This is a genomic window from Vibrio sp. KUL78 (assembly GCF_059725505.1).
Map to the genome: position 1 here is coordinate 221,133 of NZ_AP045838.1, position 26,082 is coordinate 247,214.

At 44.4% G+C, this 26,082-nt stretch carries 28 protein-coding genes and 1 pseudogene; 14 read left to right on the forward strand and 15 right to left on the reverse strand.

Annotation, left to right across the window (positions count from 1 at the left end):
• Positions 1–322: 322 nt before the first annotated feature.
• A complete protein-coding gene (locus tag AC6I8Y_RS17615; RefSeq protein ID WP_498022431.1) occupies positions 323–1,432 on the reverse strand; it encodes a mechanosensitive ion channel family protein in 1,110 nt (369 codons plus the stop codon).
• A 188-nt stretch (positions 1,433–1,620) separates the two neighbouring features.
• Between AC6I8Y_RS17615 and AC6I8Y_RS17620 the strand changes: the two are divergent.
• Both AC6I8Y_RS17620 and AC6I8Y_RS17625 read left to right on the forward strand, forming a co-directional pair.
• A pseudogene (locus AC6I8Y_RS17620) lies at positions 1,621–2,282 on the forward strand (potassium channel family protein).
• Between the two features lie 56 nt (positions 2,283–2,338).
• Positions 2,339–3,646: a TrkH family potassium uptake protein gene (locus AC6I8Y_RS17625; protein WP_498023047.1), complete on the forward strand. Its 1,308-nt coding sequence runs from the start codon at positions 2,339–2,341 to the stop codon at positions 3,644–3,646.
• Positions 3,647–3,768: 122 nt separating this feature from the next.
• Here the strand turns inward: AC6I8Y_RS17625 and msrB are convergent, their stop codons facing one another.
• On the reverse strand, positions 3,769–4,896 hold the full coding sequence (gene msrB, locus AC6I8Y_RS17630; protein ID WP_498022432.1) for a peptide-methionine (R)-S-oxide reductase MsrB: 1,128 nt from the start codon (positions 4,894–4,896) through the stop codon (positions 3,769–3,771).
• A gap of 127 nt (positions 4,897–5,023) precedes the next feature.
• Between msrB and AC6I8Y_RS17635 the strand changes: the two genes are divergently transcribed.
• The 4 genes from AC6I8Y_RS17635 to AC6I8Y_RS17650 all read left to right on the forward strand — a co-directional run bounded on the left by AC6I8Y_RS17635 (position 5,024) and on the right by AC6I8Y_RS17650 (position 10,683).
• Positions 5,024–5,422: an OsmC family protein gene (locus AC6I8Y_RS17635; RefSeq protein WP_252017139.1), complete on the forward strand. Its 399-nt coding sequence runs from the start codon at positions 5,024–5,026 to the stop codon at positions 5,420–5,422.
• Positions 5,423–5,431: 9 nt separating this feature from the next.
• On the forward strand, positions 5,432–6,307 hold the full coding sequence (locus tag AC6I8Y_RS17640; protein ID WP_498022433.1) for a YdcF family protein: 876 nt from the start codon (positions 5,432–5,434) through the stop codon (positions 6,305–6,307).
• A gap of 121 nt (positions 6,308–6,428) precedes the next feature.
• Positions 6,429–9,608: a response regulator gene (locus AC6I8Y_RS17645; RefSeq protein WP_498022434.1), complete on the forward strand. Its 3,180-nt coding sequence runs from the start codon at positions 6,429–6,431 to the stop codon at positions 9,606–9,608.
• A 160-nt stretch (positions 9,609–9,768) separates the two neighbouring features.
• On the forward strand, positions 9,769–10,683 hold the full coding sequence (locus AC6I8Y_RS17650; protein WP_498022435.1) for an alpha/beta fold hydrolase: 915 nt from the start codon (positions 9,769–9,771) through the stop codon (positions 10,681–10,683).
• A gap of 78 nt (positions 10,684–10,761) precedes the next feature.
• Here AC6I8Y_RS17650 and AC6I8Y_RS17655 read toward each other — a convergent pair whose 3' ends face one another.
• A complete protein-coding gene (locus tag AC6I8Y_RS17655; RefSeq protein ID WP_498022436.1) occupies positions 10,762–12,144 on the reverse strand; it encodes an MATE family efflux transporter in 1,383 nt (460 codons plus the stop codon).
• Between the two features lie 98 nt (positions 12,145–12,242).
• Between AC6I8Y_RS17655 and AC6I8Y_RS17660 the strand changes: the two genes are divergently transcribed.
• On the forward strand, positions 12,243–13,142 hold the full coding sequence (locus AC6I8Y_RS17660) for a helix-turn-helix transcriptional regulator (protein ID WP_498022438.1): 900 nt from the start codon (positions 12,243–12,245) through the stop codon (positions 13,140–13,142).
• Positions 13,143–13,170: 28 nt separating this feature from the next.
• Here AC6I8Y_RS17660 and trxC read toward each other — a convergent pair whose 3' ends face one another.
• On the reverse strand, positions 13,171–13,608 hold the full coding sequence (trxC, locus tag AC6I8Y_RS17665) for a thioredoxin TrxC (RefSeq protein ID WP_394151010.1): 438 nt from the start codon (positions 13,606–13,608) through the stop codon (positions 13,171–13,173).
• 220 nt (positions 13,609–13,828) lie between these two features.
• Here trxC and AC6I8Y_RS17670 point away from each other — a divergent pair, with 220 nt between their 5' ends.
• On the forward strand, positions 13,829–14,917 hold the full coding sequence (locus AC6I8Y_RS17670) for a ketoacyl-ACP synthase III (RefSeq protein WP_394151011.1): 1,089 nt from the start codon (positions 13,829–13,831) through the stop codon (positions 14,915–14,917).
• A 114-nt stretch (positions 14,918–15,031) separates the two neighbouring features.
• On the opposite strand, the gene AC6I8Y_RS17675 is transcribed toward AC6I8Y_RS17670, so the two are convergent.
• Together AC6I8Y_RS17675 and AC6I8Y_RS17680 are read right to left on the reverse strand one after the other, a co-directional pair.
• On the reverse strand, positions 15,032–15,286 hold the full coding sequence (locus tag AC6I8Y_RS17675) for a putative hemolysin (RefSeq protein WP_128650086.1): 255 nt from the start codon (positions 15,284–15,286) through the stop codon (positions 15,032–15,034).
• Between the two features lie 157 nt (positions 15,287–15,443).
• The gene (locus AC6I8Y_RS17680) at positions 15,444–16,907 is read right to left on the reverse strand and encodes a DUF3943 domain-containing protein (RefSeq protein WP_498022440.1); all 1,464 of its coding nucleotides are present in this window, start codon (positions 16,905–16,907) and stop codon (positions 15,444–15,446) included.
• A gap of 182 nt (positions 16,908–17,089) precedes the next feature.
• Between AC6I8Y_RS17680 and AC6I8Y_RS17685 the strand changes: the two genes are divergently transcribed.
• Entirely contained in the window at positions 17,090–17,608 is a 519-nt protein-coding gene (locus tag AC6I8Y_RS17685) for an NUDIX hydrolase (RefSeq protein WP_042471470.1), read from the forward strand.
• Between the two features lie 20 nt (positions 17,609–17,628).
• The gene (locus tag AC6I8Y_RS17690) at positions 17,629–18,285 is read left to right on the forward strand and encodes a potassium channel family protein (RefSeq protein ID WP_498022442.1); all 657 of its coding nucleotides are present in this window, start codon (positions 17,629–17,631) and stop codon (positions 18,283–18,285) included.
• 26 nt (positions 18,286–18,311) lie between these two features.
• Here the strand turns inward: AC6I8Y_RS17690 and AC6I8Y_RS17695 are convergent, their stop codons facing one another.
• Complete coding sequence (locus AC6I8Y_RS17695; RefSeq protein WP_128650089.1) at positions 18,312–18,806, reverse strand: DUF4174 domain-containing protein; 495 nt, start codon at positions 18,804–18,806, stop codon at positions 18,312–18,314.
• 128 nt (positions 18,807–18,934) lie between these two features.
• On the opposite strand from AC6I8Y_RS17695, the gene AC6I8Y_RS17700 reads away from it, so the two are divergent.
• Both AC6I8Y_RS17700 and AC6I8Y_RS17705 read left to right on the forward strand, forming a co-directional pair.
• On the forward strand, positions 18,935–19,414 hold the full coding sequence (locus AC6I8Y_RS17700) for an NYN domain-containing protein (RefSeq protein ID WP_394151335.1): 480 nt from the start codon (positions 18,935–18,937) through the stop codon (positions 19,412–19,414).
• A 14-nt stretch (positions 19,415–19,428) separates the two neighbouring features.
• Complete coding sequence (locus tag AC6I8Y_RS17705) at positions 19,429–19,836, forward strand: nitrous oxide-stimulated promoter family protein (RefSeq protein WP_394151015.1); 408 nt, start codon at positions 19,429–19,431, stop codon at positions 19,834–19,836.
• A 7-nt stretch (positions 19,837–19,843) separates the two neighbouring features.
• Here the strand turns inward: AC6I8Y_RS17705 and AC6I8Y_RS17710 are convergent, their stop codons facing one another.
• The 3 genes from AC6I8Y_RS17710 to AC6I8Y_RS17720 are packed head-to-tail and all read right to left on the reverse strand — an operon-like array spanning position 19,844 to position 21,334.
• Positions 19,844–20,311 (reverse strand): DUF3429 domain-containing protein, encoded by a 468-nt coding sequence (locus AC6I8Y_RS17710; RefSeq protein ID WP_234496833.1) that lies wholly within the window; start codon positions 20,309–20,311, stop codon positions 19,844–19,846.
• A gap of 13 nt (positions 20,312–20,324) precedes the next feature.
• Positions 20,325–20,645: an AzlD domain-containing protein gene (locus tag AC6I8Y_RS17715; protein ID WP_394151017.1), complete on the reverse strand. Its 321-nt coding sequence runs from the start codon at positions 20,643–20,645 to the stop codon at positions 20,325–20,327.
• Entirely contained in the window at positions 20,642–21,334 is a 693-nt protein-coding gene (locus AC6I8Y_RS17720; RefSeq protein WP_498022445.1) for an AzlC family ABC transporter permease, read from the reverse strand. Before AC6I8Y_RS17720 ends, AC6I8Y_RS17715 begins: the two co-directional genes overlap by 4 nt.
• A gap of 137 nt (positions 21,335–21,471) precedes the next feature.
• On the opposite strand from AC6I8Y_RS17720, the gene AC6I8Y_RS17725 reads away from it, so the two are divergent.
• Complete coding sequence (locus AC6I8Y_RS17725) at positions 21,472–22,293, forward strand: hypothetical protein (RefSeq protein ID WP_498022446.1); 822 nt, start codon at positions 21,472–21,474, stop codon at positions 22,291–22,293.
• Here the strand turns inward: AC6I8Y_RS17725 and AC6I8Y_RS17730 are convergent.
• The 5 genes from AC6I8Y_RS17730 to AC6I8Y_RS17750 all read right to left on the reverse strand — a co-directional run bounded on the left by AC6I8Y_RS17730 (position 22,290) and on the right by AC6I8Y_RS17750 (position 25,589).
• Positions 22,290–22,415, reverse strand: a complete 126-nt coding sequence (locus tag AC6I8Y_RS17730; RefSeq protein ID WP_498022447.1) for a hypothetical protein — start codon at positions 22,413–22,415, stop codon at positions 22,290–22,292. The genes AC6I8Y_RS17725 and AC6I8Y_RS17730 overlap by 4 nt on opposite strands.
• The gene (locus AC6I8Y_RS17735; protein ID WP_498022449.1) at positions 22,408–23,115 is read right to left on the reverse strand and encodes an EAL domain-containing protein; all 708 of its coding nucleotides are present in this window, start codon (positions 23,113–23,115) and stop codon (positions 22,408–22,410) included. Before AC6I8Y_RS17735 ends, AC6I8Y_RS17730 begins: the two co-directional genes overlap by 8 nt.
• 268 nt (positions 23,116–23,383) lie before the next feature.
• Entirely contained in the window at positions 23,384–24,172 is a 789-nt protein-coding gene (locus AC6I8Y_RS17740) for a lipase family protein (RefSeq protein ID WP_394151021.1), read from the reverse strand.
• Positions 24,173–24,254: 82 nt separating this feature from the next.
• Complete coding sequence (locus AC6I8Y_RS17745) at positions 24,255–24,887, reverse strand: hypothetical protein (protein ID WP_498022451.1); 633 nt, start codon at positions 24,885–24,887, stop codon at positions 24,255–24,257.
• Between the two features lie 57 nt (positions 24,888–24,944).
• On the reverse strand, positions 24,945–25,589 hold the full coding sequence (locus tag AC6I8Y_RS17750) for a helix-turn-helix domain-containing protein (RefSeq protein WP_128650094.1): 645 nt from the start codon (positions 25,587–25,589) through the stop codon (positions 24,945–24,947).
• 198 nt (positions 25,590–25,787) lie between these two features.
• On the opposite strand from AC6I8Y_RS17750, the gene AC6I8Y_RS17755 reads away from it, so the two are divergent.
• A complete protein-coding gene (locus AC6I8Y_RS17755; RefSeq protein WP_234496827.1) occupies positions 25,788–26,024 on the forward strand; it encodes a DUF2164 domain-containing protein in 237 nt (78 codons plus the stop codon).
• Positions 26,025–26,082: the final 58 nt, after the last annotated feature.

Consider the following 26,082-nt stretch of genomic DNA (forward strand, 5'->3'; position numbering starts at 1 on the left):
AGTAGCCAATTGCAAAGCTAAGGGTTTATAGACTTTCTAACTAGAACTGGTAAGCGTTTTTTGTGGCGCTCATGCATATAATTACAGATACGGTTGCTGATGACATTTCAGGCTTGCTTATTAATGAGAATACATAAGATTGCATATCTATTACTGTCAGTTTATTTGCATATAACGGTAACATCAAATTAGACGATAATCCCTTGAGCGCAAATTCAATTTATCGATAAAGATAAAAAGGTAAAAGCCAAGTTATACAGGCTCTATTTGTTTTAAAGAAATACTAAAAGGGCTTATACGAGCCCTTATAGTATAAAATAGCCTATGACTGAATAATATTCTTGGATTGAACGGCATTATTTTCAATAACGGAAGGATCTATTTTAAGCGTTTGTGTTGGGTAGGCTATATCGGCGCCATGACTCCTTATTATCCCCATAATTTGCAATAGCACATCTTGCTTTACTTCATGATAACGCGCCCAGTTGACGGTTTTGGTAAAGGTATAAACAAAGAAATTAAGGGAAGATGGACCGAATGCATCGAAGTTCACCATCAGTGTTTGAGTTGCGTCGATATCCTTGTGTTGCTCCAACATCGCTTTCACTTCATCAACAATCCCATCTATTTTATCTCCGTCGTCGTAGCGTAGTCCGATGGTTTCGTAAATTCTGCGGTTTAACATACGTGATGGGTTTTCTACCACGATGTTACTAAACACGGAATTTGGTACATACAGGGGGCGCTTATCGAAGGTCCGAATAATGGTCATTCGCCAGCCAATTCGCTCAACGGTACCTTCAATAGAGCGATCAGGAGAGCGAATCCAATCACCGACCTTAAAAGGTCTATCGAAGTAGATCATCATTCCGCCAAAGAAGTTGGAGAGCAGGTCTTTTGCCGCCAAACCAACAATCAAACCACCGACACCACCAAAAGTCAGTAGACCCGAGAGGCTTAACCCCAGCGCCTGCATGATGGTAAGAATGCCGATAGTGACAAAAAACAGACGTGCGACTTTCGCTATGGCCTGAACGGTTGTCTCATCTCGCTTTTTTTGGTCAAGCACGTGAGCTTCAACATTGGAAATCAGGCGAAGGGATATCCAGATAAATGTAGAGATAACTAAAATTAAATCGATCTTGCCTAACCATACAACATCGTCATTTGAATGAGTGGCGAGCACTAACCCAACTGAAACAGTAGCGGGCCAGACCCAAATGAGCATACTGATTGGCGCCTTGACGGCTTTAATTACCAGGTCGTCCCAAGCCAATTGGGTACGATCTGCTAGTGCCTCAAGACGCCCATAGATCACTTTCCAGATCACCCACAGGAAAAAACTACCGGTAGTAATGAGTAGCACATTGCTTAGCCAGTCATAACCGAAAGATTGAATATAGTTTTGGAGCAAATCCATCGAACTATTCATAGTTGAAGAGCACCTTTTGTTGAGCGGTTTTATCTCTACTGTTCAAGTTTAGAACTCAAATGAGATTATGTAATTATCAGATATTACTGAATTTTTGGGCAAGATTACATTTCCATACCATATTTAATAGGAAAGAGCGCGATGATAAGCCCTCAATCGCCACATCAAAACAGGCATTAGGTACAGGTATGAAAGCAGTGACGAAGCAATACGCAGTGATTGGTTTAGGTCGATTTGGGATGACAATTTGCAGGGAGCTTTCTGAGGCAGGAGCGCAGGTTCTCGCAATAGACATCAATGAAGATCGGGTGAAAGAAGTGTCTGGCTATGTAGCGCAAGCCATTATCGCAAATTGTACCATTGAAGATACGGTGGCAGAGCTTCGATTAAACGAATATGACATGGTGATGGTTTCCATTGGTAATGACGTTAACGCGAGTATTCTCACAACGCTTGTTTTGAAAGAAGCTAAGGTCAAAAAGTCTGGGTCAAGGCAAACGATAAGTTCCAGTTTAAGATTCTCCAGAAAATAGGCGCCGATAAGATCATTATGCCGGAACGTGACATGGGTGTTCGTGTCGCTCAGAGAATGCTGGACAATCGGGTGTTTGCGTTCAACGAGCTTGGCAGTGGTATGGCACTTACAGAGATTGTGGTCGGCAGTAAGTTAATGGGGCAGACGTTGGGCGAGGTTAATCTGTGTCGCTCGGACACCATAAAAGTACTTGGGTTTAAACGAGGACCAGATATCGACCCGAGTCCTTCATGTGATCAAGTATTAGAAATGGGCGACATGATCATTGTTGCCGGACCCGAGAAAGAACTTTACCAGAAGATAAGAGAATCATGAGCCGACGCTTTCAGAGAGGAGTGCTGTATCCTCTGAAACGAAACAGCCGATTCCCAATGCCATCAGAGCCTTATTTAATCGTTGCTAGCTTTCTTGCCGTGCTAATTCCGTCTGCTTTGTTGTTAACTTTTCCGGTCTTTTCGGTGACTGGACTCAGTTTTACTGACGCTTTTTTTACAGCGACCTCTGCGATTAGTGTGACTGGTTTGGGAGTCGTGGACACAGGCCAGCACTTTACCTTGTCCGGCAAAATCTTGCTCATGCTTTTGATGCAGATTGGCGGGCTGGGCCAAATGACCCTATCAGCGGTCTTATTGTATATGTTTGGCGTTCGATTGAGCTTGAAACAGCAGGCTTTAGCGCAAGAAGCGCTGGGTCAGGATAGAAAAGTAAACATAAAAGGCTTGGTTAAGAAAATCATTATCCTTGCATTGGTTGCAGAAGCAGTCGGCGTAGCGATTCTTGCGTTTAGGTGGGTACCTGAGATGGGTTGGAATCAGGGGCTGTTCTACGCCGTTTTCCATTCTATCTCCGCGTTTAATAACGCAGGCTTTTCGCTATTTTCAGACAGTATGATGAGCTTCGCTTCGGATCCGGTTGTTCTACTGGTTTTATCGAGCCTGTTTATTTTCGGTGGTTTGGGTTTTACCGTGGTTAGTGATGTTGCACAGAATGGACATAAAGGTTTCGCTCGCTTGGGACTACACACAAAGGTCATGTTAACTGCGACACCGATATTGCTGTTTGGCGGAACTTTAATGTTCTTTTTACTTGAGCGAAGCAATGCAGAAACGTTAGGCGCTTTGACACTAGATGGTCAATGGCTTTCTGCATTCTTTCAATCGGCAAGTGCCAGAACCGCGGGTTTCAACAGCGTTGACCTAGAAAAATTTGGGCAGCCAGCGCTGCTAGTGATGATCATTTTGATGTTAATTGGCGCCGGTTCCACATCGACTGGCGGGGGTATAAAGGTGTCGACTTTTGCCGTTGCGTTTTATGCTACATGGGCATTTTTAAGACAAAAGCAATATGTTGAGATGTTCAACCGCACTGTGAGTTGGCAGACGGTGACACGATCTTTGGCCATCATTGTTGTGAGTGGTGCAATACTGACGCTTGCGATGTTTCTTCTTATGGTTACGCAAAACGCCGCATTCGATAGAGTGGTATTTGAAACCATTTCTGCGTTTGCCACCGTAGGCTTAACAGCGGGACTAACCGCAGATCTGACTGATCACGGTAAGTGGATCATGATCGTTGTGATGGTCATTGGACGTATAGGGCCACTCACGTTAGCTTATATGTTAGCTCGTCCAAAGCCTACCTTACTAAAATACCCAGAAGATAATGTGCTAACGGGTTAACTGAGAATGAATACGTTGGCGCTGTAAAAGAAAACGCGACACCCGGAAGGATCGTTAGGTGTCGCGTGCGTTCAAGTTTTTTGTCAGCGCCACGCTTGCAGCATAGGTACGTGTTGCCGAACTTACTTGTCGAACAAAGGTAGGAACTCTTCGTAGCCTTGCTGCGCGAGAAGATTTTTAGGGACGAATCGCATCGCGGCAGAGTTCATACAGTAGCGCAGGCCCGTTGGCTCAGGGCCATCTTTAAACACGTGACCGAGGTGTGAATCACCAAATCGACTTCTTACTTCGGTACGTGGATAAATCAGTTTATAGTCCGTTGTGGTGACAATGTAATGTTCATCGATAGGCTTGGTGAAGCTCGGCCATCCGGTTCCCGATTTGTATTTGTCTGTTGATGAAAACAGCGGCTCGCCAGTGACGACATCGACATAAATACCATCTTGCTTGTTATCCCAATATTTGTTGTCGAACGGCCTCTCAGTACCATCTTCTTGTGTCACATAGAACTGGAGCTCAGTGAGCGTCGCTTTTATTTCTTTGTCCGTTGGTCGCGTGTAGCTTTTGGTGTTCGCTTGACGGTCAATCATCTGACGGAGTGTGACAGGGTTATCCTTGCGGTCATCTCCGAAGATATCATCCAAGTACTGGTCTCGGCCTGAGTTGTATCTGTAGTACTTGTACTTCAAGCTGCTCTTTTTGTAATAATCTTGATGGTAATCCTCTGCAGGCCAGAAGGTGTCGTACTTTATAAGCTCTGTTGCCAGCGGCTTTTTGAAGACGCCTAATTTGTCTATTTCAGCCATAAACGTTGCGGCCACCTGCTTTTGCTCATCATTATGGTAAAAGACTGCCGGTCTGTACTGTGGTCCCCTGTCAACGAATGAACCTTTGTCGTCAGTAGGGTCGATGTGTCTGAAGAAGTGGTCAAGCAACTCCTCGTAACTGACAACAGCTGCATCAAAGGTTACTTGGATCACTTCAATATGAGCCGTTTGTCCACTTGCCACTTGTCTGTAGGTTGGCTCTTCGAGTTGTCCACCTGCATAACCTGATACCACGTCTACGACGCCTTTCAACTGCTCGAGGTCAGACTCAGTACACCAGAAACAGCCTCCTGCGAGCGTTGCCACTTGAGGTTGTGCTGGTTGCGTTTTGTTATCGTCAGCCATTCCAGATTGGCTGGTCAACCCGAAAATAACGGGAACGGCGATCAGTAACGACAATATGAGTTTGGCTAAGTTGGTCATAGTTACTCCTGAGACTTGATTGTCTAATTTCCTAATAAGACACAACAAACGCGCTAAAAATTTCAAATTCGCTACTTGTCGGGTTACTATCCTTATCAATATTCTCATCTGCCACTTAGAGGTTTATATGCAAGCGGAAGTGAAATGGATCGAAGGATTCAAGTTTTTAGGTCAATCTCAGTCGGGTCATTCTATTGTTATGGATGGCAATGGGGGCGAGACAGCGCCAAGTCCTATGGAAATGGTACTAATGGCTGCTGGTGGTTGTAGCTCTGTTGATGTTGTTGATGGTCTCAAATCTGCGAATCAAGATGTCACTGATTGCACAGCCAAGTTAACAACGGAAAGACGTGAAACAGCACCTCGAATCTTTACTGAAGTTAACATCCATTTTGTTGTTTCAGGCAATAACTTGGATGAGGCATTGGTTGCTAAGGTTACTAAGGACTCGCTCGAAAAATACTGCTCAGTTTGCTTGATGCTGGGTGAGGGTGTGAAGATGACGCACTCTTGGGAAATCGCATAAGGAAACAATGTGGACGAAAGGGATTTCGAACATCTCATCGTGGTATTAGGTAAGCGCCTGAACAACGATGCTCTGACGCCAGAGGGTGAATCTCGCGTTCAAGCTCTGGTCGACAGGGCAATGACACAGGATCTTTCTAATACCATAGTGGCGTTTTGTGGTGGTGTAACCAACGGGCAATCGCTATCTGAAGCGGAGGCAATGCATCGACGCTTTCGCGAGTTGGTTCCATTAGTGAAACAAGAGTCAATTGGTACGCTAATCATTGAAGATGAGTCGACAAACACGGTAGAGAACATTCGGAACTTAGCGGAAAAGCTTATAGATAGTGGCTTGGCTAGCAATAATAAACCGCTGACTGTTACTTTGCTCTCGAGTGATTACCATTTGAAGCGAGTCTTTACCATTCAAAATCTGCTTGATGAGCAAGGGCTTCTGAAACACCTCAAGCACTGTTGTGGTGAAGTGGGACTGACTATTAACCTGTCTTACGAGACTCAAGACCACATTCTTGTCCCATATCCCCATAATTGCCTCTCAGGGCAACTATTTGTCCTCATCGATCAATTAACCATATATAGGGTATTCTTAGAAGGGCAAATGAACAATGTGTTTACGAAACCGATTGAAGAACTCATCTCTAAACCTTATGAGATCGCAATAACTGCACTTGATGGAATAGATTTTATATTAGATATCAATAATAAAGAGTACCTATTATTGATGGAGCAAATGCCCATTGTTAGAGCACTCGTTGATAACTCCGCAAATATACAGTCAGCAACTTGTGTATACGAGCACCTTCCGTTGTTGGATACTCTTCTTACCTTCTTCAATCGCTATGTTGATCCTGAGCAAGATCAGTCAGTTAAGTGGTGGAAGTGAGACCTATCTCTATTTGTTCTACTCATTTATAAATTATTCACTCAATAAGTTCGACTAAAACAATAGTTTTCCTAGACTTACTATATCTAAACTTTTGTCGTAATGGATATCGGGCAACGGAATGAACAAACTCGAGTTATGGAACAACTTGTCAGTAAAACACAAAATGTTGTTGCTGGTTTTACTGCCACTAGCATTGATTGTTTTCCTCGCATCTCGCCAAATCACGTCCCTCAATAACCAACTTGCTGATTTAGAGAAAGTAGAGCGTTTGGTCAGATACTCAGAAGTGCTTTCTGATGTCCAATCTAAGGCAAATGACGCAAGACCAACATCAGATGTAGTCGATATCACAAGCTCACTAGAGTCGTTGAAAGTATTGGGCGCTGAGATATTTCCATCAGATGAAGCGGTTAGGCTTTCAGGGTTGTTGGACGACTATCAAGAGAGTGTGGCTTCCGTCGCTGAAGCGGCAGACAATGTCGAAAAGCAAGAACTTGTAGAATGGCAGGTTGATACCTATAAACAGATATTAATGATTATTGAAAAGTCGCCAGCGAAAGCCGTTCTTCCGGTCGTGGATGGTCATATGGTGGCATTTTCACAGCTGGAGTGGTTGGTTTTTTGGGCCGATGAAGAAATCTGGCAAACGAGCGCATTGATTCAAAGTTATCAATCTGGAGAAGCGACAGACGAGTTGAGTAAGCAAGAGATCGCCAATCTGGTACAAAACCAACAGTTATTCGTTGAGCGCTTCGTCGCCATTAACGCCGATCCTATGCAGGTCAACCTTCTGCTTGATTCATTTTCAAATCCTGCTTTCGAAGAGAGCAGTATGTTCAGAAACGTATTGCTTAGTAGCGAAGGTGTCGCATCTCTAAGTAGTGCTGAGATTAAAGCGGGCATTGATGCATTAAACCTTCGCTCTAATCTGATTCAAGGCGTTTCACTGTCTATTGAAGAACAACTTCGTCAGGAAATCCGCACTCTAGTCGCCGGCTTTGAACAGCAACGTATGGGGTTCTTGACAGTAGTATCGCTACTCACCGTAATGTTGATTGTCATTGGTGTGAATCTAGCTCTTCGTGTCACGAGAAACCTAGGGTTGGTGCTCAAATTTTTAGAGCAAGAAGATGACAGTCAGGCTATCTCATTAACGAGTAAAATTGGCGGTAAAGATGAATTAAGCCGATTTGCTAAAGAGGTAGAGCGCTTGACGCATGAGCGTATAGAGGGAGAGAAGCGACTTCTTGTGGCGAAGGAAGATGCCGAGCAAGCTAAGGAAAACGCAATTCAAGCAAGTAAAGCGAAGAGTAGTTTCTTGGCTAACATGTCGCATGAGATTCGAACACCGCTCAACGGTGTCATTGGTATATCAGAAGTGCTATCGGATACCGACCTCACTGCGACCCAAAAAGACTATGTCGACACGATAGAAACGTCTTCACATCTTCTGCTCAGCTTGATTAATGACATTCTGGATTTTTCTAAAATTGAATCTGGCATGCTACAGATCAACCCACATTCAACGTCTATTCGTGAAACCATTTATGACATTGCGTCTATCGTAGCACCTAAAGTGAAAGAGAAGGGGATAGAACTCAACGTTGATATTGACTCTAAAGTTCCTTTCAGAGTCCTGGCAGACGATCACCGAATGCGCCAAGTCTTGATGAACTTCATGTCCAATGCAGTAAAGTTCACTGAAGAAGGTACCGTAACCATTGGTGTTCAGTACCGGGGCGAGTCTGAGAATATGGCGAACTTACTGTTTGAGGTTAAGGATTCTGGTATTGGTATCGACAAGGCGAGACAGTCAAAAATCTTTGAAGCATTTGCTCAAGAAGATGACTCCACTACAAGACAGTTTGGTGGCACCGGCTTAGGTCTGGCAATCAGTACGCAATTAATCGAATTGATGGGCGGTAAGATCCAGCTTGATTCAGTCAAAGGTGTAGGTAGCCGCTTCTACTTTACACTGTCTTTGGCTATCGATGAGCATGACTATCAACACAGAAATCCTCTCATTTACGACGAGTTGGTGATGGTGTGCAACTCGAGTGTCTACGAAGAGCGAATCAAACGAGATTTGCAGTTCTATGGATTGACCGTAGATCGTGTCTCTCAATCTTTAAATGAGTTGAGCCTCACTGATGCAAATACAAAGACATTGCTCATCTATGTTGATGGCGGTGGTGTGGACTCAGAAGAGGACAGTAAACGTTTTGCAGAGATTAATGGGCAAGGTACCGCTATTTGCCTTATCAGGCAATTTGATAGTGCTAATAAAGACTTTGGTCGAAACATCTGCGCGCTGATTACCTATCCTTTGCTCGGTAATCGACTACTGAAATCTCTAGAGGCTTGCTGTAAGTCATTGGCGCAAGGCGCGGTCTATGCCTCTGTGGGAAGCAAAGAGATAGATAATCGAATTCGAGTACTACTCGTTGAAGATAATCTGGTAAACCAGAAAGTTGCCACGCTGCATTTGAAGAAGATTGGTTGTGAGTTCGATGTTGCTAACCATGGGCAGGAAGCGGTTGAACTGTATGAAAAAAAACAAAATTATACGTTTGTCTTGATGGATTGCATGATGCCAGTGATGGATGGATTCGAGGCGACTGAAAAAATTAGACAGCTTGAAACCAAGTTGAGGATTGCGCGCACACCTATCATTGCGTTGACAGCCAGTGTGGTTGATGACGATATTCAAAAATGTTTCGACAGCGGGATGGACGATTATGTGCCTAAGCCATTTAAGGCTGAAATCCTCAAAGAGAAAATCGTCTCTGCTATTGAAATGAAGCAACAAGAACTGTCAGGTGGCGTTCTAGAGCAAACGCCAGATATTCAAGAAATTGTCGTTCCGAAAGAAACCATCGTAGAGGCGGGTGGTGATTCGAGCAAACCAAGTGCTGCAGTGAGTAATGGGTCGCGAATTCTGTTAGTTGAGGATAACTTGGTGAATCAAAAAGTGGCCTCACTGCACTTAGCGAAGGCTGGTTTTGAGTACGATATTGCAGGTAATGGTCAAGAAGCGCTGGATCTATACCAGAGCAACGTTAACTACGACGTGATTTTGATGGACTGTATGATGCCGGTAAAAGACGGTTTTGAAGCGACTCAAGATATTCGAGAGTATGAAAAACAGCAGGGTATGACTCCGACGCCGATTATTGCTCTGACGGCGAGTGTGGTCGATGATGACATTCAAAAGTGCTTTGATGCGGGAATGGATGCTTACGTTCCTAAACCTGTTAGACGAGAAAAGTTGCTGCATGAAATGAGCAATTATCTTTGATTAAGAGATCTAATATAGAGCCGTCACACTACGTGGCGGCTTTTTTTATGGGAACTCTAGTCTAGTATGTCGGCGCAGCATAGTTACCTTAGGGGGGACGCTAGAAAATCAGATATAGCCTCATAAAATAACCTTCCTTTTTGAACAACTGAGATACGCTATGCTTGCCGTTGCTTTCCTAGTAACCCTATGTTGCCTGTTGGCTTTGCCAATCCTAATCAGTAAGGAGAAATACGTACTGGACGATGTTCATCGTGCAGAAGCTCCGGGTCGATTTGTCGAACTGAAGTTAGGAAAAGTTCACTACCAATTAGAGGGCGATCCTGACGCGCCCTTAGTCGTACTTGTACACGGGTTCTCAGCTCCGTCGTATATGTGGGATAACAATCTCACCGTAATAGCGAGCGCGGGATATCGTGTTCTGACGTTTGACCTTTTTGGTCGCGGTTATTCATGTCGTCCGAAGGTTAACTATGATAAAGCGCTTTTTGTCGAACAAGTTCGAGAATTGACAGAGTTGCTTGTACCTAACAAACCATTTCATATCATAGGGCTCTCTATGGGTGGGGCAATAACCTCCGCATTTGTTAAGCAGTATCCAAAGAGAATTTTGAGTGTTGGTTACTTAGCACCATTTAATCAAGCCATTGATATTGGAGCACTAACCCTGCCAATCATTGGAAAATGGTTAGGCTATACCTTGTTCATACCTAAACTTCCGGCAAATCAGACTAACGATCTCGTTGCACCTGACAAGTTTCCGTTTTGGTCAGATAAGTTTAGTGAACAGATGAAATACAAAGGCTTTAGCCGTGCGGTAATTAGCACCGGTCGTCATCTAATTGCAAAAGATCCAAGTGAAGATTTTCTAGACGTGGGTACGCTTTCGGTTCCAAAACTAGTGCTTTGGGGAACGGAGGATAAAGTTATACCCCTGTCGGATCTAGAGTGTGTTGTCCAATTACTTGGTGACAATACTTCATATAGCGTATTTGAAAACGCAGGGCACGCATTGCAGTATGAATGCTATGAAAGGGTGAACAAACGAATCATCGAACACCTCAATCATGTTTAGTGAACTGTAGCAAACAAGAAACGCCAAAACATATGCTGTGTTTTGGCGTTTTTTATCGTCTAACTAGGGAGAAGAACGTTAAGCTGTTGCTAACGTGAGGTTGTTCATCCAGTAACGCTTGAGGTAGCGATGGAAACAGAGTGAAAACTTCACGACTTCTTCTACCAACATACAGGTGTAAACCAGTTTAAATTCCAATCCGAAAATGAAAGCAGCTGATGCAGTAAGCGGTAGCCCGACACACCACATCGCGATAAAGTCCATTCTTAGACAGAACTTGTTGTCACCACCCGCTCTTAGAATGCCATTAATGATGATTAGATTGAGCATGCGCAACCAAATCGCACAACACAAAATCACCATTGCGGGTGAGGCGAGTGGGTGAAGCTCTGGCGTCGTCAGATTCAACCACGACAAGATGGTTTCTCGACCCATGAGTAGGCCCGCTCCTGTCAACAAACCAAACACTAGTACCGCCTTGATAAACGTTTTTGACATGTTGAACGCCTGTTCAAACTCGTCTCTGCCTAGTGACTGACCCAATAATATCGAACAGGCTACAGAGATCCCAAAGAACAGAGAGTAACAGAGCGACTCAAATGGCCCCATCATGCTAAAGACAGCAAGCTCTGTCGTACCCATATGGCCAAAAATAACTTGGTACATCAAGGTACCCATCGCCCATAATACTGCATTCAATGTTGTTGGAATCGCAAGTGATTTGTAAGACGCCCATAAACGGGTAGCGTTATCCAGTACTTGCTCTCTCATCAACCAGTGATTACGTGCTTTTAAGTAGCCCCAGATAAACAACACCTGCAGTAAGCGAGAAATAGTGGTAGCAAGCGCTGCACCTGCGACCCCCATTGTTGGCACCCCCCAGCCACCTTTGATTAGCCAGAAATTCAGTGCGATGTTGATAACAATCGTCACCGCACCTAATACCAAAGGTGTGACAGCGTCACCTGAAGAGCGCATTGCGGATTCTGCAACGATGACAACGTGAGTCAAGATCAATACTGGGAACGCATACCACAGGTAGGTCGCACCAAGCTCAATAACACTCGTGTCTGTCGTTTGCAGCATCATGATGTAGCTGGAAAAAACAGTGATGACAAACGTCACAGGAATAAGTAGTTTCGCACCAAAAATCATTGATAGCTTGGTGATGTTTTTTGCACTGCGCTTGTCTGAGCGCCCCCAATACTGAGCAACCAAAACCCCATTCGCTGATGCCATACCAGCCATGATCATAATTGCTACGAAGTGCCATTTAGAGGCGATCCCCACTGCTGCTGTCGCTTCCTTACCAAAGTCACTGACCATAAGCACATCCGCTAACGCCAAAATCGCGACCAATGCACTTTGAATAGCAACTGGGAACCCCAACTTGACGACAGCGGATAAAAGTTGACTTTGAGCCACACCGTTAGATGACTTAAGATGGTGTTGAGTTGTCATAGCTGCCTCCTAATTCAGTAAGTTAGAGATTGAATAATCGCGTGAAGAGTGTGGGGGTATTAACGTCGCTAATATAAGAAAAACGGTATTACGAAACCATGTTCAAAAATAGACAAAACCTGTGCAAATCCGTCATTGAGCAATTTAGCAGCAAAAATGAATGGGTGGATGAGGTGCATTTATCTGAGCTGTGTGAAGAGCGCTTTCTATCGGCAAGCGATGTGCCTGAGTTTTCGTCGGAAGACATCTTTATGTCAGGTATGGCGAATCTCATTGACAGCTATCATGTTGAACGTGGGGGCGTCGATGTCCACACGATATTGTTCACCATAGAAGGTGGCGGTATTTTGATAACAGAAACAGAGGTAACGGCGATAGAGCCCTACACTGTGGTTGTGTTGCCAGCAAACAGCGCGTTTCGTTTCGAAATAAACCCTCAGTATCGTCATTGGCGCATGATTTGGTTTCTACCAAAGAATCGCCCGCGTTGGCAGATGTTTGCTGATTTGGGGCAAAAGGTGCTGCCGTTCAACGGCTGTGAGCGAATGTGGGCGTTAATGACCTTGTTGTATGCGGAGATTGGTGGTCGTTCGAGTTATCGAAAACTATTGGTGAGTGAAGTATGTCGATTGATAACGGGCTATGAATCGCAAACTACAGACTCAACAGTGAGGGTACAAGCCCTGTTTGCGCAAATAGAAAGTCAATTGCACTTGCCTTGGAGCGTTAAGTCGATGGCGCATAAGGCGTTTTTGAGCGAAGAGCAATTAGCTCGAATATGTAAGCAGCTTTACGGTGTCTCTCCGAGGACGAGGTTAATTAACCTAAGAATGGAAAAAGCCTGCGACCTACTTGAGAATAATGATTGGTCGGTATCTATGATTGCAGAGCGACTGGGCTATCGAGACCCGTTCAACTTCACCCATCGATTTACCAAGCAGGTCGGCTGTTCTCCATCGGCTTATCGCAAACGTATGTTAGAAGAGTCGACCCACTAGAAAAAATGACGAGTTATCTGTGGTTAAATCAACCCTTGGATAGTGCTTGATTTAGCCATTGATCAAATTGGGTTTTAGGTAATGCGCCATTGATCATGTCGACACGTTGACCAGATTTGAACACCATAATGGTAGGAATGCTTCTGATTTGGAACTGAGCCGCAAGTTGTTGCTGTGCTTCGGTATCGACCTTTAGAAAGCGAACCTCTCCTTTGCGCTCCTCAGCAACTTGCTCAAAAACAGGTGCAAACCCGACACATGGGTTACACCAAGTCGCCCAGAAGTCGACAACGACAGGTTGTTCACTGTTAATCAAAGCACTAAAGTTATCTAGAGTGCCCTCAATAGGGTGACCATCTAGCAGTGGAGTTTTGCAACGACCGCAGTTTGGAGACTCAGAGAGTCTATCGATTGGCAGTCGGTTGAGACCATTGCAGTTTGAGCAGCGTGTGTTGATTGTGGACATTACTTTTCTCCTTTCTATACCCTAGTTTTCTGGTACCAAAATGACTTGCGTATAGAAACGTGGATTTTTGGAAATCAGACTTCTTTGAGCCCTGGAATGTGAGTATACTCAGTCTTCTATAGTCAAGATAAGCAAGACATTGTCGGCCATTATGAATGCTTAGTGATTGATATGAATTGTTTATCTTGATTGGCGAAAACTATAAGAAAATAGGTACAGAATGACAACTTTTTACGCCGAAATTACTGGGTGGGGTAAGTGCCTTCCACCAGCAATTCTCTCTAACCATGACCTCAGCACAGTAATGGATACGTCAGACGAGTGGATTCGTACTCGTACCGGTATTGAAAATCGCCGTATTAGCCATGTTAATACTTCAGACATGGCGACGGTAGCGGCTAAGCATGCAATGGCATGTGCGGGTATCACAGCGGAAGAGGTTGATCTGATCATCGTCGCAACGTGTTCACCTGACTCGCTCATTCCAAATACGGCTTCTCGCGTTCAACAAAACCTTGGTGTACCTGCAGCGGCTGCGTTTGATTTAAATGCTGCGTGTACTGGCTTCGTGTATGGTCTTGAAACAGCGACTAAGCTGATTCAATCGGGCAATTATCGTAACGCGATTGTTATTGGTGCAGAGCGTCTTTCTTTCTTTATTGATTGGACAGAGCGCGACACGGCAGTTCTTTTTGGTGATGGCGCTGGTGCAGCTGTACTGACTCGCACAGAAAACCAAGTCGGTCTGCAAGACGCACAAATTGGTTGTGACGCCAAAGGTCGAGATATTCTAGCTGTACCTAAATTTGGTACATCTATGGAGCGTTTCGCGGCAGACAATGGCTACTTCGAGTTCGACTTCATCGGAAAAGAGATCTTTAAGCGTGCGGTTAAAGGCATGGGTGCTGCGGCAAACACGGTATTGTCTCGCTCAAACCTGACAAAAGATGATATCGATGTTGTGATTCCTCACCAAGCGAACATCCGCATTATCCAAACGCTGTGTGACCTATCTGGTATCGAGCAAGATAAAGCGTTTGTGAACATTCAAAACTACGGCAACACGTCTGCGGCAACAGTGCCAATTGCACTGTGTGAAGCACTCGAGCAAGGTAGAATCAAACCGCAAGATGATTTGCTGCTTGCCGCATTCGGTGCAGGATTGACGTGGGGTGCAGGACACATCAAATGGGGTGAGCGTGTTACTCCAGTAGGAACCAGTGACGCTGCGCTGCCGGTATGTGAGCAATCAGCATTGGAGCTGATGGCGACTGCGATTGAACATTGCAAAAACAAGCCAAACAAATAGGTTTGCAAGGAGAAGGGTGCACAGCGATGCGCTCCTTCTAAACTGATAAAAAACGCCAGCAGGCTTAGCGCATGCTGGCGTTTTTATTTGACTATCGATTAGATGAAGCGTCGATTAGTTGCTTTCTTTATCTCGATTTTCGTAGTAATCCCAAACCGTGTAGCGCTCTTCTTCAGAAAGTACGCAGTATGGTACGCGCTTGCCATTTTCTGTAACGCGCTCAAGCTTATGACCTTGCTCCACACAATAGACGTAAGCAGGATCACTTATTACCGTGATTTCATCCACATCATACTTATCTGGTTCACTCGCACAGCCTGCTAAAATGCCCACTGCAACAGCGCCAATCATCCATTGTACTTTTTTCATTATCTCTCCTATTTGGAAGTTAGGCTTTTGCTTAAGTGTAGGAGATTTCTAATAAAAAGTGTTTTGATTCGGTCAAATTATTCAACTTTATGATGAATAATCGCTGTCATTGCCCAGTTGCTCCCAGAATTCCTACAAACTCGATAGCTCATCGCTATTAGATGTGCTTGTTACCTTCACCAAATCGGTAAATAAGGCGCGAGCCCCAAAGGCTATCACGTGCTCCAGAGTTACGGTGATACGCGTATTTCCAGTCTGCTTGAATAGACCAGTTAGCATTGAGCGTATAGTGCAAGCCTGTACCTATGTTCCACTGGAGTTTCTTGGTGTCACGGTCTTTATTCAACATCGCTTCGCCCACACCCGCATTGATGTAGGGTTTAAGCGCGTTGTCAGCAAACAAGTAGTATTGCACGTCGAAGCTGTAGTTTTCGTAAATATGCTTCTGATTATCCACGGTCGACTCATAGTTGCCTTGCATGTAACCCAAGCGTGCTGACAGTTGGTTGGTAAAATACAGACCAAGAGTGAAGGCTGGGGCAAAGTCGTTCTTTAGGTTACGTTCTTTGTCGAGTTGTGGGTAAGCAAAACCAGCACTCACACCAACAATTCCATATGTAACAGGATCGTCTGTGTATTGATGATAGTTTTTCTTCTGACGTCGTTTTAGGCTGTCATCCGTCTCGCCTGCACCAAACGCGTATTGAACCTGCATTTGATATATAGTTTCTACTTCGCCGTTTCTTAGAACATTGGAGTGAACGCCAACAAAACCAGTACCCGCTTTGACGATTTCGCGACCCGCAATGTTGTTTACACCGCGGCCTAGGCTATCAACTGGGTCTAAGAAAAATAGGGCAGTTGAACCCAGCGCATCGGAACCGAACACAGTACCGCCACGTAAACGAATTTCTTTCTCTTTATTAAATGCCCATTCACCATATACCCAACCGAGCGTCGGGGTAACAACGAGGTCTTGGATAGATGGTACTTCGGCAAATGCTTCAATACCGTATTCCCAATAGAAGGTCGACATTAGCGTCGAGTACATGAAGGCGTCCCATTGGCGATAGCCTGACTTACGTGCCGCTTGATAGTAAACACCACCAAAATAAGGATGACCAATGTAGTTGATCACGTGATCATCACGATCCCAAACAGGACCAGAGCGAACGTTGTCCCACCATTTGTTCATCAACTTAATGTCGTCTTTTTCCCAGTTGGTGATGGACTCTGGCATCAGTGCCAAAACACCAGCTACACCAACGCCGTAAGCAAAAATAGACTTGGTTTGAGACCAAAGGCGCTCACTGTCTTCGCCATTCTGCGGATTAAACAGCGAGACACGGTAAGGGGAGTCATAAAAGTTTGCTTGGCTGATGGAGTCGTCTTGGCGTAGCTCTTCAAAACTGCTGTTGGTGGAAATCGAACGATATCCCAATGCATTCAGTGATTCTGATTGAGTTGAGTGAAACTCATCGTCAGTCATCATCTGATCGGAACGAATCGCTTGATTAAGTAAGTCTTGTTCTGAAACTGAGTCGCTTGATGAGTCGTCGGCTAGGGCATAAGAAGCCGAACTAAGAGCAACAGCAGCGAGAAAAGAAGTCGTTGGGTTCATAATGATTTATATTTATTTGATTGATACGGAATTAGTTGCTTAACCTGAACTTGGGCAAGTCGGCAATACTACCATTTCTATAAATATATGTCGCAATCGAATTGACTAGAAAACGCCATACAACTGTAAGTTCATATTTTTGTGGTAAACTTCACGAAAACAGACCATTAAAGAGCAAAACTGTGAGACAAATTACCACTGCTATCCACCCAGATATCTCTCACCTAGACGATAAAACGATCATAAAACGAAACGCGACGCGCGCAATCGTTGTTGATGGTGAAGACATTCTTCTACTCTATACAGAGCGTTATCACGATTACTCTTTGCCAGGTGGCGGCTTAGATGATGGAGAAGACGTTATTGCGGGTATGGTGCGTGAACTTGAAGAAGAGACGGGCGCGAAGAACATCCATGGTATCAAACCGTTTGGCATCTACGAAGAGTTTCGGCCTTGGTATAAAGACGATGCTGATGTTATGCATATGATTTCGTTCTGTTATTCTTGTAAAGTTGATCGTGAGTTAGGACAGACCGCTTATGAAGATTATGAGGTGAAAAATGGAATGAAACCTCTATGGGTCAACATCCATGATGCTATTGCCTTTAACGAAAAAACCATTGCTGAAAGCGACAAAAAAGGCATGAGTATCGAGCGAGAAACGTATCTGTTGCATCTTATTGCCAAAGAGATGCTGTAGCGTTAGGGAGAATGCATTCGATGAAATTGATGAGTAAAGACGACAACTTTTTCTTCTTGCTAGGCTCATTGTTGGTTCTTTTTTTTATGAGCGCCATGGTGCATCAGTTTAAAGATGACGCACAGGACTATGTTCTTGCCTTGATCATCTTATGTATGAGTACCTCGATAGTTGGCGTTCACCGAAAACAGACCTTTTACCGTTCTTGGTATGCGGTGATGATAACGGTTGCCGTTATTTCAGGTGTGTTTTCGCTGTTTGATGACTACGATTTGTCGCTGGTTACGTTGTTTTCGTTGCTGTTTTTCGTGCTTGCCCAGGCTTACTCTGCGTTAAAGCAAGTGATGATGCCAACTAAAGTCACCCTGAATCAGATCGTTGGTTCTATTTGTGTCTACTTGTTGTTTGGGCTATCGTTCGCTTTCATCTATCTCATTCAATTGGAGCTGTTTGAAGCTCCCTTTAATGGATTGGAGGCTAAGCCGTGGCTGGATAACTTGTTCGACGTTATTTATTTCAGCTTCATTACCTTAACGACCGTTGGCTATGGGGATATTTCTCCGGCGCTAGCCATCCCGAGGTTTTTTGTGTTCCTCGAGTCAATTACGGGCAGTTTCTATCTGGCAATCATGGTCGCAAGCCTGGTTAGCAGCCATCTAGCTCAAAAAGACGCATAGTTCTTTTTTATTGGTGAACATTTATCCTAAATCGAGCAGCGGCTTGCTGCTCGCTTCATCTCAGCTTGTCTCATTGGCATAGCATCAATAGTATCTTTGATTTCAATCCAATTGGTTGTCGGACCCCAACGAAGTTTCTCTGTGCCATCTTTGCCAATGAGTATTGCCTTGTGGTCACCTTCTTTGATGTCGTACATCTTAACCAACTTACTGTAGTCAAAGGTGTCTTTTACCCACCCAGGTGATGAAAACCCATCTTTGGTCATCACCATAGTGACAACGTCACGCTCTTCAAGCGCACACTCGTTAATTAGCGTACCGAGTAAGAACTCGTCCACCAGTACGTCTTTGGTAGGGGCAAAGTACATGACGCTGCGATGAGACAGTCCATGATAGAGGTGACCTTCATGATACTGAGAACCATGAGGATCGCTTTGATGCCCCTCTTTAGCGTATTCTGGATAGCCACAAGCTGTGGCACTGACTAGCGATGCGATTGCGATAAATACGATACCTTTCATAGTTGCCTCCTACCTAGCGACCAAAAGGTTATACGTTAAGTTTAGCCACTGAGATTCGTCTCACTAAGTTCCACTTCAGGACAATAAATTTGATACACTGCCGCCAAGGCAAATTCAATATCATGATTATGAAAAAAACAGCCATATTTGTTGACGTTCAAAACGTCTACTACACAACGCGTCAAGCTTTTGCGGGTCGCTTTGATTACAACGCGTTTTGGGCTCGAGTGAGTGAAAGTAGTCAAGTCGAAATCGCTCGTGCTTATGCGATTGCTTCACAAGATCAAAAACAAAGGCAATTTCACCACATTCTTCGCGGAATAGGGTTCGATGTTCAGCTCAAGCCGTTTATCCAGCGTTCTGACGGCAGCGCAAAAGGTGACTGGGATGTAGGTATTGCGCTTGATGTATTCGAAATGGCCCAAACTGTTGACCATGTTGTTTTGGTTTCTGGCGATGGAGACTTTCAAATCTTAGTCGAGCGCATCCAACAGCGTTTTGGAACTCAAGTAACCCTAGTGGGGGTTGAGCAACTCACTGCTAACAATCTTATTGATGCTGCGGATCAATTTATTCCAATCGACTCAAGCCTGCTGATTGGCGGATAGATTGAGAGGGTGTCATGAAGAAAAGCAGTGAAATCTTAGTTGGTGAGTTAGAAACCGAGTTCAAAACGGTTGCTGCTATGATGAAGATCTATTGCAAGCAACACCATGGTAGCTCAACGCTGTGTCAGCAATGTCGAGAGCTCCTCGTTTACGCTGAAACTAAGTTGGATCGCTGTCCTTATGGAGAGTCTAAGCCGACTTGTAATAAATGCCCAATCCACTGCTACAAACCAGAAGAAAAACAGCAGATGAAAGCCGTGATGCGCTACGCAGGGCCGCGCATGTTGCTACCACATCCGATTTTGTCGATTCGACATCTTCTACATGAACGCCGCGAAGTACCACCAAAACCGAAAGCGGGCTTGTCTAACCGAGCACGCCGCAAAGCTCAGCCTTCCGATAAACAGTCTTCAGATAAATAGTCTCATGTTAGTGGGCGCCGGCGAAAGCAACGATATGTGCCACAGCCACGCCCACGGTTAAATGGCTGCGCAGACGCTTATAATCTTTAGGAAACTCGTCTCCTAAAGCGTTAAGCTTGATTCTCTCGACCAGCCAAACGCAAACATATCCGACTAACGCCACGACGACGCCTAATCGAAACTGCTCTGGTGCGATGATAATCACCAGCCATCCCATCAGACAGATGAGGTTACTAAGAAGCAAAATAGGGAAGGAGAGCTTGTGTGTCGCGTAAGCGAGGGCGTGTGACCACAAAATACCGCACAGAAAACTCAAAATGATGGCACTGTACGCCAAGAACAGCAGTCTGGTATTAACGCCCATAAAGTCGGCGCTTGCCGTAAATGTTGCGATACATAGTGCAAAAGGAACTAGCCCAAGATAACCTAGCCAGCTCATCAACGCGATGGTTTTAGTCGATTCCCGATTTTCCATGTTCCCTCAATCATTAAGCTGCGAATACCCACAAGTTTAAGACGAGAAACACTAAGATGCTAACTATGGTGGTGACTAATACGTCTTTGATAATTCGAGCTAAGATAATCGCAAAGGTCGCTGCTAATAGATAAGGCAAGTTGTCAGGCAGCGCTAGTTCGCCGTGCGGGAGAAAGACGATGGGCCCCCAAATTGCTGTCAACACGGCTGGACTCGCGTAGGCTAGAAAGCGCTGTGCACCGCTACTGATCCGCAAAGGAACTTTGGGTTCCAAAAATAGGTACCGGCTTAAAAAAACAATCGCGGTAAGTACAAGAATTACGAGATACGTCATCGCTTCATTTTCTCCTCACACAGGTATCCAACTGTCATGCCGACTATGCTGGATATCACCAAACCAAGCTCAATGTCTAAAGCCGCGAAGAGCACTGACGATACTAAAGCTGATAAAGCAGCAAGGAATATAGGTAAAGTGGTAATGTTAGGAACAACAATGGCAATGAAAGTGGCGGCAACGGCAAACTCCAGACCATATTGCTGAAGGTTTGAGATCTTTGCTCCGATAATAATGCCAACGACCGTCGCTAAGTTCCAAATTAGATAGAAGGAAAGACCGGCACCTAAGGCATACCATCTATCAAATTTATCTGGTTTATGGTGTCCGCAAAGTGCGAACAGCTCATCTGTTAACAAGAAGCCAAGAGATAGCCGCCATCGCAACGGCAAATCTTTGATATGGCTGCGCATAGATAAGCTATAAAGGAAGTGACGAGAAGTAATAAAGAATATGGTCACGACCATGGTAAGGAGCGTCGCACCGGATTTTATCATACCCATCGCGACGAGTTGAGCTGCACCCGCAAAGAGTATCGCGCTCATCGCTTGCCCCTCGAGCGGTGTCAGACCTGAATCAATAGCAAATGAACCGGCAAGAAAGCCCCAGGGCACGACCGCCAAACTCAATGGCAGCATGGCAACACATCCCTTGGTGGCGCGCGCAACACGCGATGAAGAATTATCCATAAATACACTCCTTGTGTGACATAGATTGTATTTAACTGAATGATTTTCAAGGCTTGGAGCATATAAAATCGGAATTATTCATCACGCAGACTCCTTGATACTATCTCGCTCCCTGTTTCAACCTGAGTATCCCTCTGATGCTACGCACTCTTACTTTGATCATTCTTTTAGGCATGTCCACGTCGGCAATATCTGCGGAGCATGAAACCAAAACCGGTATTAAGGATGAAGATTATGGTCGCACGCTGCCATTTTTTGGCGATCGTGTGAGAGATATGGGTATTAAGCTTCCAAAGCCAATTGGAATCTCTCTATTTACCCACCAACAGGAAGATCTTATGCAGCTCGGGGATTTTAAGATTGATGGTGAACCCGTAGACGATATATTGCCAAATGGCGGCAGCCAAACCACCAACACAACGAGCATTGTTGCCGTAAGAGGGGATGTGTGGGTGCTGCCGTTTTGGGGCTTTAATGCCATGATTGGTAAAGCGGTCACCTCGTCAGACATAGCAATCGGTATAAGTGATCTTTCGAATGGTAACCTAGAACGACTAGAGATTAATGGTATGGCAACGTCCTCAACGATTACCGCTGTCGGTACCACGTTGGCGTATGGGCATAAGCAATTCTTTACCACAGTCGATACTCAATACGTGTCGACCTCTGTCTCTGGTGTCGGTGTGAGTCTCGACGCCTTAGTGGTGACGCCATTAATTGGACTGAATATAGGTGACAGTGGTTGGCGAATTGTGGTCGGCGGCCAATACCAAGATTATCAGAGACAACTTAAAGGGCAGTTAGGCGATATTAGGTTTAGTGCCAAACAAACGTCCAGCCGGTGGTCAACAATGGTAGGTATGCAAAAAGCCTTTACCGACAACTGGGAAGCGTCGTTGATGGCTCAGAGCGGAAAAACGAGGGAAGGCTTTACTTTTATGCTTGGCAAACGCTTTTAGCTAACCAGCTTTAAACGGGGAAGTAGAGCTTGTGGCATGGCTAAGTGGTAGCCTTGAAAGAAGTCAATATCCAGCGCTTTCATCGCTTCAAGCTGCTGTTCTGTTTCTACACCTTCAATCACTGTCTTTGCGTGACACTCTTTTTGCCAGCTTAATGCCATTAAGGAGTGGTTCTTTGGTGTCTTCCATATAATCAAGCAGCAGTTGTCTATCCAGTTTTAAGATATTGGGTTTTACCTGGGCAACACGCTCCGGGCTTGACTCTTTACACCCAAAGTCATCAATAGCAATCAAAAAGTCTTCTTTAGTTAGGTGGTTTGCCGCTGAAGCCAGAGTTTTGGAACTAAACGCAGTAAGCTCAACCAACTCAACAACGACTCGTCGACAATCGATTTGTAGCGCCTTTAATCGGGACATCAGCAAAGATGAACGAATACCTTCTGCAGCAAGTCGCTCACTAGAGATAGGTAGGAAGTTAAGAAAAATCAGCCTCTCTCGATAGTTCGACATACTAAAATTACGTAGATGGATCGCTCGGCTCAATCTATCCACATTAAGCTGGTCTGCTAAAGAAACGCTCTCATTTTGGAAGTACAAATTGGGTGGGATCGGGTCACCGTTTTTGTCGAATAACCTGACTAAAGCCTCCATACCAATAATAATATTCGAACGACTAAATATCGGTTGAAATACACTCTTAAGGGTGAGGTCTTTGTACTGCGCGATATAGCAACCGTTTTCTTCGGTTCGAATACACTGAGTAAATTGATGTTTTTCAGTAAGGAGCATCTTTTTGGAAACTGATATTGACGTTGTGATCATCTTGTCACGCTTAAATGACAAGTCAAATCGGTTTGGTGAATGAAAAGGGATTCAGTATTAGGAAGGCATTAGCGAAATGAAACGCAGATCAACATTTCATCTATAAAATAGAGCATAAAATGTGCACAATCATTGATAATTTGAACTATTAAACATTTTATCTCTATATTGAGTGAGTTAGATCATATAAAACACGTAAATGTTAGTAATCTAAATACAAATTTAAAAATATTTGTTTTTATGCAATTTTTTTGAAGAAACTCTCATTTCAGCGTTCGTCGAAAAAATCTTTGTTTCGAATGTACTTGCTCATCAGGTGGTAAGAGAAGGGCCGAATTATCCATGAGACCAACGACCGACCTAGACGGACAATTGTCGGTGTATTCTCGTAAATTCTTCCATTGTAGAGCCAAAGCAGTTTTCCTACGTGCCAGTAGATAAGGGGAAGCGGAGGAAGAAAGGTGACGATATCGAGATCGCAGCATATCCGATAGGTCTTGTGAGCGAGTTGAAAGTTCTTTTTAAACTTGAGTCCACCAACCGCTGGCTGTCCAAAGGTCACAATCCGCTTTATCGACTTTGGATATGCCGTCTCTAGTGCATCTGCGATGATACAACCGATAGCGCCGCCAGAAGAGTGGCCAGTAATCGTAATTCGCTTACCGTCTTCGATTAACTCTGATGCAATCTTTATCGTACGCTCAAAAAGCGTTAGCCCAAGTTTGTCTTTCTTGTGAGCAGGTTGGCTCTCTTGGTTCAGAATATAGTGGAAACCGGCGTGAATGCGATAGTCCAAGCCAAATGTTTTACAACTGCGTTGCCACATAGCAAAGGTGAGTAACCAGTCGGTTAGACTGTGAGAGCCTTTAATTACGATGACGGCTTCTTCTTGGTCTTTACTCCAAAGGATACGAACGACTGTTTTTCCGTAGCGATTCGAGACAATTCGTTGGCCGTTGGGGTCGAATCCATAGCGAGTTTGTTTAAACACTCTAGGATAAGCGAGGTTACAAAGTACAGCGTATTTCTCGTATTGGTAGCGTTTTAAACTCTTCACAATCTTTACGGTTTTCTATGAGATTACAATACTATGAAAAACCTTAGTGAAAGTTTAATGACATGTCGAAGAAAGCAGGCAACTACATTGTGGTGACAGCATACAATTGAACATACTTGAGAACCGTTTCTCCGGAGCCAGGCTTAGTCAGTGGGTGTATATGTGTCACATAATTGGGTACAACACCAAAGCGTTCGGAGAGTGTTGAGCTCATTGATGTTTCTGAAGGCAATAATCTTACGCCTTGTTTGATATAGGCAGCTTCATCTAACTGCGTGTCGTTGTTCCACCAGCTAATAAGAGAGCGGCTCTGGTGACAGCGACTTAGCCAGTGATCAGCAATAATAACTAACAGGTCTCGTTGCTGTACTGCAAACTGATATTCCGCTAGCCACTCGTTAATCAGTGAGTAAATATGGTCGCGACTATTTTGGTTTCCATTGACGAAATGATATGCCAGGACCCAAACCGTACCGTAAGAGGTGGTCACACGGTAGGTGCTGCTCAATTTGGGCGGCTCACTACAATCTAGAGATACAATTTCAGCGCTTAAACCCTGCTGTTCGAAATCAGATTTAATACGACGTGCGAACGCAAGTGACAAATGATGGCTAGTAAGTCCACCATTATGTACTGCCGGATAATGTTGTAAACAAAGTGCTTGGCAGTCCGTTTTAAATCGACGGATGCTATGCACGACGTTATCGAGAAGCATAACTCTTTCCTTGTCTCAGATACGGATTACCAGACGCGTACTCCGTATCAGAATTCCTTATATACGCTTTTCCCAAGTCCCCCAACGTACAACTCCAAGAATCTCGATCTCGTCGTCGTTTACCTGATGGATCGCGTTCTTCGTTGTGTCGTCACCGTACCAAACGTGAATGGTAGTACCGACTTTTACAAGCGTAAAAAAGTCTGGGTGGGGATTACCAGGTAATCGAGCGAGTACGATGTCATCGTTAATCCATTCCTGATTACGATTGACCAGAGCGACACAGTCCCATTTGTAAGAGACGGTGCCTCCTACTGGATATAAGACCCCAAAGCAATCTTTGTACTCAGGAGGCACGGGAATTGTTCCTTTACTTTCTGCTTCACCCGTTTCAAGCAGTTTAGTCACTTCGGTTCGGCTGTAGTAAGACACTGTTGCGGCACTTGTGCTCGCCGCTTTGGTAATTTCATTGGCTTCCGTGTACTTGTCGCCGACACCAAAACAGAGCCAGTGAGCCTGAACGTTGAAATAGTCTGCGATAAGAGCAAGGTCTTCGATAGAGGGATAGGTGCGAGTAGGACCTTTAGTTAGGTAACGACCAATTGTGGCTTTTCCTTTGCCGATAGCTTCTGCAAGCTCATTGTTAGTGATTTTATTTTCCTTAAGCAGCGACACAATGCGCTCTTGATAGCCGTAATCCATGATTCCTCCGTAATTTCCTGCATAGTGTAGTTTATGAGTTTCAGAAATGAAACGGGATTCTTGAATAATGTTTGAAAATGAGACTCTTGCGAGATTGTTGAATCGTGATCTAGTGTTAAAAATCGACAATCAGCATTGAAATCATAACGTTAATCACCCATAACCATCCTATATTTGTAACAAAAAATGAGATTAACAATGTTTGATACCAAGAAAAGAGCCGCAATAGTGTCAGAGTTGCAAAAGTATTTTGAACAAGAATTAGAGACAGACTTAGGCCAGTTTGACGCTGAATTCCTATTAGACTTCCTGATTAAGAAATTAGGGCCAGCCTTTTACAACCAAGGGTTAGAGGACGCAAAAGGGGTTCTTGACAGGCGAGTAGCAGACATAGCGGATGAACTCTACGAAATTGAAATGTCGGACGATCTCTAACCTGTTGTAGCACATCAGTTTTATAGATGTTCGAAAAAACTGAATGACTCTATCGAAG